At 71.7% G+C, this 7,843-nt stretch carries 6 protein-coding genes; all 6 read left to right on the top strand.

From position 1 onward, the window contains the following. Nucleotides 1–467: 467 nt before the first annotated feature. The 6 genes from thrB to prmC all read left to right on the top strand — a co-directional run bounded on the left by thrB (nucleotide 468) and on the right by prmC (nucleotide 7,811). Nucleotides 468–1,400 carry a homoserine kinase gene (gene thrB / locus ACZ4VL_RS30280; protein WP_468206180.1) on the top strand — a complete coding sequence of 311 codons (933 nt, stop codon included), beginning with the start codon at nucleotides 468–470 and terminating at the stop codon, nucleotides 1,398–1,400. Between the two features lie 425 nt (nucleotides 1,401–1,825). Further along, on the top strand, nucleotides 1,826–3,880 hold the full coding sequence (gene rho, locus ACZ4VL_RS30275; protein ID WP_468206178.1) for a transcription termination factor Rho: 2,055 nt from the start codon (nucleotides 1,826–1,828) through the stop codon (nucleotides 3,878–3,880). 351 nt (nucleotides 3,881–4,231) lie between these two features. Continuing rightward, a complete protein-coding gene (locus tag ACZ4VL_RS30270) occupies nucleotides 4,232–5,332 on the top strand; it encodes an LCP family protein (RefSeq protein WP_468206176.1) in 1,101 nt (366 codons plus the stop codon). A 176-nt stretch (nucleotides 5,333–5,508) separates the two neighbouring features. Beyond that, a complete protein-coding gene (gene rpmE / locus ACZ4VL_RS30265; protein ID WP_030153765.1) occupies nucleotides 5,509–5,727 on the top strand; it encodes a 50S ribosomal protein L31 in 219 nt (72 codons plus the stop codon). Nucleotides 5,728–5,839: 112 nt separating this feature from the next. Then, nucleotides 5,840–6,925, top strand: a complete 1,086-nt coding sequence (prfA, locus tag ACZ4VL_RS30260; protein WP_468206174.1) for a peptide chain release factor 1 — start codon at nucleotides 5,840–5,842, stop codon at nucleotides 6,923–6,925. Between the two features lie 40 nt (nucleotides 6,926–6,965). Then, the gene (gene prmC / locus ACZ4VL_RS30255; RefSeq protein ID WP_361088903.1) at nucleotides 6,966–7,811 is read left to right on the top strand and encodes a peptide chain release factor N(5)-glutamine methyltransferase; all 846 of its coding nucleotides are present in this window, start codon (nucleotides 6,966–6,968) and stop codon (nucleotides 7,809–7,811) included. Nucleotides 7,812–7,843: the final 32 nt, after the last annotated feature.

Genomic DNA, 7,843 nt, shown 5'->3' with positions numbered 1-7,843 from the left:
CACCACGGCGGGAGGGAAGTGCAACTCTCCCCTCCCCCCCCCCCCCTCCTCTCCCCCCCCCCCCCCCCCCCCCCCCCCCCCCCCCCCCCCCCCCCCCCCCGGGGCAGGCGCTGAGGATCCGTCACGGCGCCGTCGAAGCCCGGTCCGTCCGCGCCGAGTTGCCGGATTCCGGCTCCTTCCGGGGTCTTCCCGGTCGTTCCGGATCCGCTCCGGACGCCCCGCGGAACCCGGCAACTCGGGTCGTACGACGGCAAAACCCAAGGGGATCGGGGGCCCCGGGACGCGACACGCATCGTGCGCCTCCTGTGCGCCCTATGTCGCGGGAGAACCTTCCTTCGATACGCTGTACTGACATCCGCCACCGCGCATATGACCGCGGTGCCGCCCCGAGGGCCTCCGGGTGTCGTACCTTCTCCAGTACATTCGCAGCGAACTTCTCGCACAGTCACAAGGAGTGTCATCGGACGATGGCCGGTCCAGCGTTCCGCGCCGCCGCCGTACGGGTGCGCGTCCCCGCCAGCAGTGCCAACCTCGGCCCGGGCTTCGACGCCCTCGGGCTGGCCCTGGGGCTCTACGACGACGTGGTCGTCCGGGTGGCCGACTCCGGCCTCGACATCGACATCGCGGGTGAGGGCGCCGACACCCTCCCGCGGGACGAGAACCACCTGCTCGTACGCTCCATGCGCACCGCCTTCGACCTGCTGGGCGGACAGCCGCGCGGCCTGGAGGTCGTCTGCGCCAACCGCATCCCGCACGGCCGCGGCCTCGGCTCCTCCTCCGCCGCCATCTGCGCCGGAATCGTCGCCGCCCGCGCCGTCACGATAGGCGGGGAGGCCCGTCTCGACGACGCGGCCCTGCTGGAACTGGCCACCGAGATCGAGGGCCACCCCGACAACGTCGCCGCCTGTCTGCTCGGCGGCTTCACCCTGGCCTGGATGGACGGCGGCAGCGCCAAGGCCATCCGCATGGAGCCCTCCGGTTCCATCGTTCCGGTGGTCTTCGTCCCCTCCAAGCCCGTCCTCACCGAGACCGCGCGCGGCCTGCTGCCGCGCACCGTCCCGCACGTGGACGCGGCCGTCAACGCGGGCCGCGCGGCTCTGCTCGTCGAGGCCCTGACCAGGCGTCCCGAGCTGCTGCTGCCGGCCACCGAAGACCGGCTCCACCAGGAGTACCGGTCCCCGGCGATGCCCGAGAGCGTGGCACTCGTCAACCGACTGCGGGCGGACGGGATCCCCGCGGTCATCTCCGGCGCGGGCCCCACGGTCCTCGCGCTGGTCGAAGGCGTCGCGGCCGACAAGGTCGCGCAGCTCGCGGGCGAGGGATGGGCGGCCAACCGGCTGGCCCTCGACGCCGCGGGCGCGAGCGTACTTCCGCTGGGAACCCAGGGCGGCCGGCCCTGAGGGCTGGCCGGTCATGGGGCGGGCGGCCGGGGCAGGCCGCCCGCGCGGACGGCGCGATTGCCGGTGATTGAGAGGGGGAATATCTGTTGGATCCGGTAGTGTTACTCTCAAGTGCGCAGCCGAAGCCGCCTTGGCTCGGCGCTCAGTGTCCCCATCCGGGACCACCTTTCTTCCGGGAGCCTCCCCGACTGCTTTGATCTCTTCCGGCAGTTTCGAGCACGCTCCGGAATCGGAATCGGCGTGAATTTCCCACGCTTCCAGCACGGGGGCCTCTCGCCGGAACCACTTATGCACGTTTCTCTCCGCCGTACCTCTACCGGCGGACAACCGCCCCGGCACAGTCCACACACCTAGGACTGCTGACGGACAGCACAACCGGTCGCCGAGCCAGACAGGCCGACGTCCGCTCCAGGGAAGGACCCTTCGTGAGCGACACCACCGATCTGATGGGCGCTGCCGACACCTCTGTCGACACCAGCGCTCCCGCCGCGGCCTCCGCGCCCAAGCGCCGCCGCTCCGGCACCGGCCTCGAGGGCATGGTCCTGGCCGAGCTGCAGCAGGTCGCGTCGGGCCTCGGTATCAGGGGCACCGCGCGCATGCGCAAGAGCCAGCTGATCGAGGTCATCAAGGAGGCGCAGGCGGGCGGCAGCACCGCCAAGGCCGCGGCCCCCGCCGCCGACGCCGCCGAGGCCAAGCCGAAGCGCCGCGCCACCAGCAAGGCCCGTACGGGCGAGGCCGCCGCCGAGGCGCCCGCGGAGAAGCCCGCCGCCGCACCGGCGCAGATCGAGATCCCGGGCCAGCCGGCCGGGGGCACCTCCCGCACGAACGAGGCCGAGGAGGCCCCGGCCGGCGAGCGTCGCCGTCGCCGCGCCACCGCCCCCTCCGGCAGCCCGGAGAACGCCGCCGCCGCCACCGTGACCGTCGAGGCCAAGGCCGAGACCGCCACGGCCGCCGCGCCCGCCGAGACCAAGGCCGAGGCCGCCACCGCCGTCTCCGCGCCCGGCCAGGAGGGCGAGGGCCGCAGCCGCCGCGACCGCCGCGAGCGCGGTGACCGCCAGCGCGACCGCCGCGAGCGCGGCACCAAGACCGACGAGCAGGGCCAGGGCGCCCCGGGCCAGGGCCAGGGCGGCGGTCGGGGTGACCGCCAGCAGGGCGGCGGCCGCGGTCAGGGCCAGCAGGGCGGTCAGCAGGGCGGTCAGCAGGGCCGCCAGGACGCCGGGCCGCAGGACGACTTCGACGACGAGGGCGGCCGTCGCGGCCGTCGCGGCCGCTACCGCGACCGCCGGGGCCGTCGCGGCCGCGACGAGTTCGCGCCGGGCGAGCCGCAGGTCGCCGACGACGACGTGCTGATCCCCGTCGCGGGCATCCTCGACATCCTCGACAACTACGCGTTCATCCGGACCTCGGGCTACCTGCCCGGCCCCAACGACGTGTACGTCTCCCTCGCCCAGGTCCGCAAGGCCGGCCTGCGCAAGGGTGACCACGTCACCGGTGCCGTGCGCCAGCCCAAGGACGGCGAGCGCCGCGAGAAGTTCAACGCGCTGGTGCGCCTGGACTCCGTCAACGGCATGGCGCCCGAATCCGGTCGCGGCCGCCCCGAGTTCCAGAAGCTGACCCCGCTCTACCCGCAGGACCGGCTCCGCCTGGAGACCGACCCGGGCGTGCTGACGACGCGCATCATCGACCTGGTGTCGCCGATCGGCAAGGGCCAGCGCGGTCTGATCGTGGCCCCGCCGAAGACCGGCAAGACCATGATCATGCAGGCGATCGCCAACGCGATCACCACCAACAACCCCGAGTGCCACCTGATGGTCGTCCTCGTCGACGAGCGTCCGGAAGAGGTCACCGACATGCAGCGGTCGGTCAAGGGCGAGGTCATCTCCTCGACCTTCGACCGCCCGGCCGAGGACCACACCACCGTCGCCGAGCTGGCCATCGAGCGCGCCAAGCGCCTCGTCGAGCTGGGTCACGACGTGGTCGTCCTGCTGGACTCCATCACCCGTCTGGGCCGCGCGTACAACCTCGCGGCGCCCGCCTCCGGCCGCATCCTGTCCGGTGGTGTCGACTCGACCGCGCTGTACCCGCCGAAGCGCTTCTTCGGTGCCGCGCGCAACATCGAGGACGGCGGCTCGCTGACCATCCTGGCCACCGCGCTCGTCGACACCGGCTCGCGCATGGACGAGGTGATCTTCGAGGAGTTCAAGGGCACCGGCAACATGGAGCTCAAGCTCGACCGGAAGCTCGCCGACAAGCGCATCTTCCCGGCCGTCGACGTCGACCCGTCGGGCACCCGCAAGGAGGAGATCCTCCTCAACAGCGAGGAGCTCTCCATCGTCTGGAAGCTGCGCCGGGTGCTGCACGCGCTCGACTCGCAGCAGGCCATCGAGCTCCTGCTCGACAAGATGAAGCAGACGAAGTCGAACGCCGAGTTCCTGATGCAGATCGCCAAGACGACCCCGTCGGGCAAGAACGACGACTGACCTCCGTCGAGGCAACTCCACCGGGACCGCCCCCACCGCAGCCGCGGCGGGGGCGGTCCCGCGTCGTCCGCCCGTACGGGGCTGCGGGGCCGGTACGGGCACACCCGGGTACGGCCGTGCGCGTACGGCCGTACAGCGCGGCCCCTGCGGCCCCGGAAGCCCCTTCCGACGCTGCCGTCACGCCCGTCCCAGGGGCGCCGGTGCGAGCTTCGCCACACCGGCTGCCCGCGCGCGCCCGCTGCGGCCGGACCGTGGAACCCACGGGGGCGTTCGCCCGTCTGTGTCAGGGGCAGGCGGGGGTAGCCCGGAGCCGGACGGACGGCGGGGCCCGCACCCAGGACTGAGGAGAGCATGAGCGAGGAGAGCAGGGGCGAGGGGCGGCGCGCCGCCGCGGACCGGCGCCGACAGAAACCGGCCAAGCGCAAGGCCCTGGCCGTGGTCGCCTGGAGCGCGGCCGGCGTGGTTCTCCTCGGCGGGGCGGGACTCGGCTGGTTCTACTTCAAGATCAGCGGCAATCTGAAGACCGTCGACATCGACCAGGCGCTCGGCGCGGACCGTCCCCAGAACGTGGACAACGGTTCGATGGACATCCTCGTCCTCGGCTCCGACTCCCGCGCCGGCGCCAACGGCGAGTACGGCCGCGACGACGGCGGCTCGGCCCGCTCCGACACCGCGATGATCGTCCACCTGTACGAGGGCCACAAGAAGGCCACCGTCGTGTCGATCCCGCGCGACACCATGGTCAACCGCCCCTCGTGCGCGACGAGCGACGGCAAGACCGACCGCGGCAGCTCGCGCTCGCAGTTCAACGAGTCGTTCACCATCGGCGGGGCGGCCTGCGCGGTGAAGACCGTCGAGAAGATGTCGGGGATCCGCATGGACCACTACATCGAGGTCGACTTCACGGGCTTCAAGAAGATCATCGACAACCTCGGCGGCGTCGAGGTGACCACCACCAAGCCGATCAAGGACGACGGCAGCCACCTCAACCTCCCGGCCGGCACCAACCGCCTGGGCGGCGAGCAGGCCCTCGGCCTGGTCCGCACCCGCAAGAGCGTCGGCGACGGCAGCGACCTCGGCCGAATACAACTCCAGCAGGCCTTCATCAAGGCCCTGATCAAGCAGGTCAAGGGCATCGGCATCTTCGACAACCCCAAGCGGCTGCTCGACCTCGCCGACACCGGCACCAAGGCGCTCACCACCGACAAGTCGCTCGGCGACGTGAAGTCCCTCATGGGCTTCGCCCAGAGCCTGCAGGGCATCGACTCCCACAACATGCAGATGATCACCCTGCCGGTGACCACGGACCGCTACGACCCGAACCGCGTCGCGCCGCTCACCAAGGAGTCCAAGATGGTCTGGGACGCCCTGCTGGCCGAGCAGCCGGTCCCGGCCGAGGCCACCGCCAACTCCGCCGGCGACAAGAGCCCGGCCGGCGACATCGTCCGCTAGTGCTGTGGCCGGTGGATCCGCCGGCGGAATAGATGCCGGACCCTCCTGGTTGAGGAGGGCGTTCCCGAAATTTTGTCAGGCAGCCCGGTCCTGGCAGACTGGTCTGTCGGCCCCGGTTCACGCACGCGGCAATTCGGCCCCTGCGACCCGGCGCCCTCCCGAATCTAGGAGACACCTTGAAGCGCGATGTTCACCCCGAGTACGTCGAGACCCAGGTCAGCTGCACCTGCGGCGCGTCGTTCACCACCCGTAGCACCCTGACCGAGGGCACCATCCGTGCCGAGGTCTGCTCCGAGTGCCACCCGTTCTACACGGGCAAGCAGAAGATCCTCGACACCGGTGGCCGTGTCGCCCGCTTCGAGGCCCGCTTCGGCAAGGCTGCCGGCTCGAAGTAGCGAGCCCACGGCGCCGGACCCCGGCCGCACCCCGCTCACGCGGGCGCGGCCGGGCCGGCGCCTTTGTCGTCCCGCAGCCCTTTTTTCGTACTTTTCACCCCAGGAGCCCCCGATGTTCGAGGCGGTCGAGGAACTGGTCGGCGAGCACGCCGACCTCGAGAAGAAGCTCGCCGACCCTTCGGTCTTCTCCGATCAGGCCAACGCGCGCAAGCTGAACAAGCGCTACGCGGAGCTGACCCCGATCATCGCCACCTACCGGGCGTGGAAGCAGTCGGCGGACGACATCGAGACGGCGAAGGAGTTCGCCGCCGACGACCCCGACTTCGCTGCCGAGGTCAAGGAGCTGACCGCGCACCGCGAGGAGCTCACGGAGAAGCTCCGTCTGCTGCTCGTCCCGCGCGACCCCAGCGACGACAAGGACGTGCTCCTGGAGATCAAGGCGGGCGCGGGCGGCGACGAGTCCGCCCTGTTCGCCGGCGACCTGCTGCGCATGTACCTGCGCTACGCCGAGCGCGTGGGCTGGAAGACCGAGATCATCGACTCCACCGAGTCCGAGCTCGGCGGCTACAAGGACGTCCAGGTCTCCGTCCGCACCAAGGGCGGCAACGGTGCCACCGAGCCCGGCCAGGGCGTCTGGGCCCGTCTGAAGTACGAGGGCGGCGTGCACCGCGTCCAGCGCGTGCCGGCCACCGAGTCCCAGGGCCGCATCCACACCTCCGCCGCCGGCGTGCTCGTCACCCCGGAGGCCGAGGAGGTCGAGGTCGAGATCAACGCGAACGACCTCCGCATCGACGTGTACCGTTCCTCCGGTCCCGGTGGCCAGTCCGTCAACACCACGGACTCCGCCGTCCGCATCACGCACCTGCCCACCGGCGTGGTCGCGTCCTGCCAGAACGAGAAGAGCCAGCTCCAGAACAAGGAGCAGGCCATGCGCATCCTGCGCTCCCGCCTGCTGGCCGCCGCCCAGGAAGCGGCCGAGCAGGAGGCGGCCGACGCCCGCCGCAGCCAGGTCCGCACCGTCGACCGGTCCGAGAAGATCCGCACGTACAACTTCCCGGAGAACCGGCTCTCGGACCACCGGACCGGTTTCAAGGCGTACAACTTGGACCAGGTGCTCGACGGCGACCTCGACCCGGTCATCCAGTCCTGCGTCGACACGGACTCGGCCGCCAAGCTCGCGGCCGCGAACCCGAACTGACCCCCCTCCCCCCGTACGACAGCAAGCCCGGAGGACCAGCGTGAACTTGCTGCTTGCCGAGGTGGCCCAGGCCACCCAGCGGCTGGCCGCCGCAGGCGTGCCCTCACCGCGCTTCGACGCCGAGGAGCTCGCGGCCTTCGTCCACGGCGTCAAACGGGGGGAACTGCACCACGTCAAGGACGCGGACTTCGACGCCCGCTACTGGGAGGCCGTCGCCCGCCGCGAGGCGCGCGAGCCGCTCCAGCACATCACCGGGCGCGCCTTCTTCCGGTACCTGGAGCTCCAGGTCGGACCCGGGGTGTTCGTGCCCCGGCCCGAGACCGAGTCGGTCGTGGACTGGGCCATACAGGCCGTCCGGGCGATGGACGTCGTCGAGCCGCTGATCGTGGACCTGTGCACCGGGTCCGGGGCCATCGCCCTCGCCATGGCCCAGGAGGTGCCGCGCTCGCGCGTGCACGCCGTGGAGCTGTCGGAGGACGCCCTGGGCTGGGCCCGCAAGAACGCCGAGGGCTCACGGGTCACCGTGCACCACGGCGACGCCCTGGAGGCCCTGCCCGAGCTGGACGGCCAGGTCGACCTGGTGATCTCCAACCCGCCGTACATCCCGCTCACCGAGTGGGAGTACGTCGCCCCCGAGGCCCGCGACCACGACCCGGAGATGGCGCTCTTCTCCGGCGAGGACGGCCTCGACACCATCCGCGGCATCGAGCGGACCGCCCACCGGCTGCTGCGGCCCGGCGGCATCGTCGTCATCGAGCACGCCGACACCCAGGGCGGCCAGGTGCCGTGGATCTTCGCCGAGGAGCGGGGCTGGGCCGACGCCGCCGACCACCCCGACCTCAACAACCGCCCGCGCTTCGCGACCGCCCGCAAGGCGCTGCCGTGAGCGCCCCCCTTCCCGCCACCCACCTGCTGCAC

Source organism: Streptomyces sp. NPDC029014, assembly GCF_055564695.1.
The sequence above is the reverse complement of the archived record's forward strand: the minus strand, read 5'-3'. Positions and strand labels throughout refer to the sequence as shown.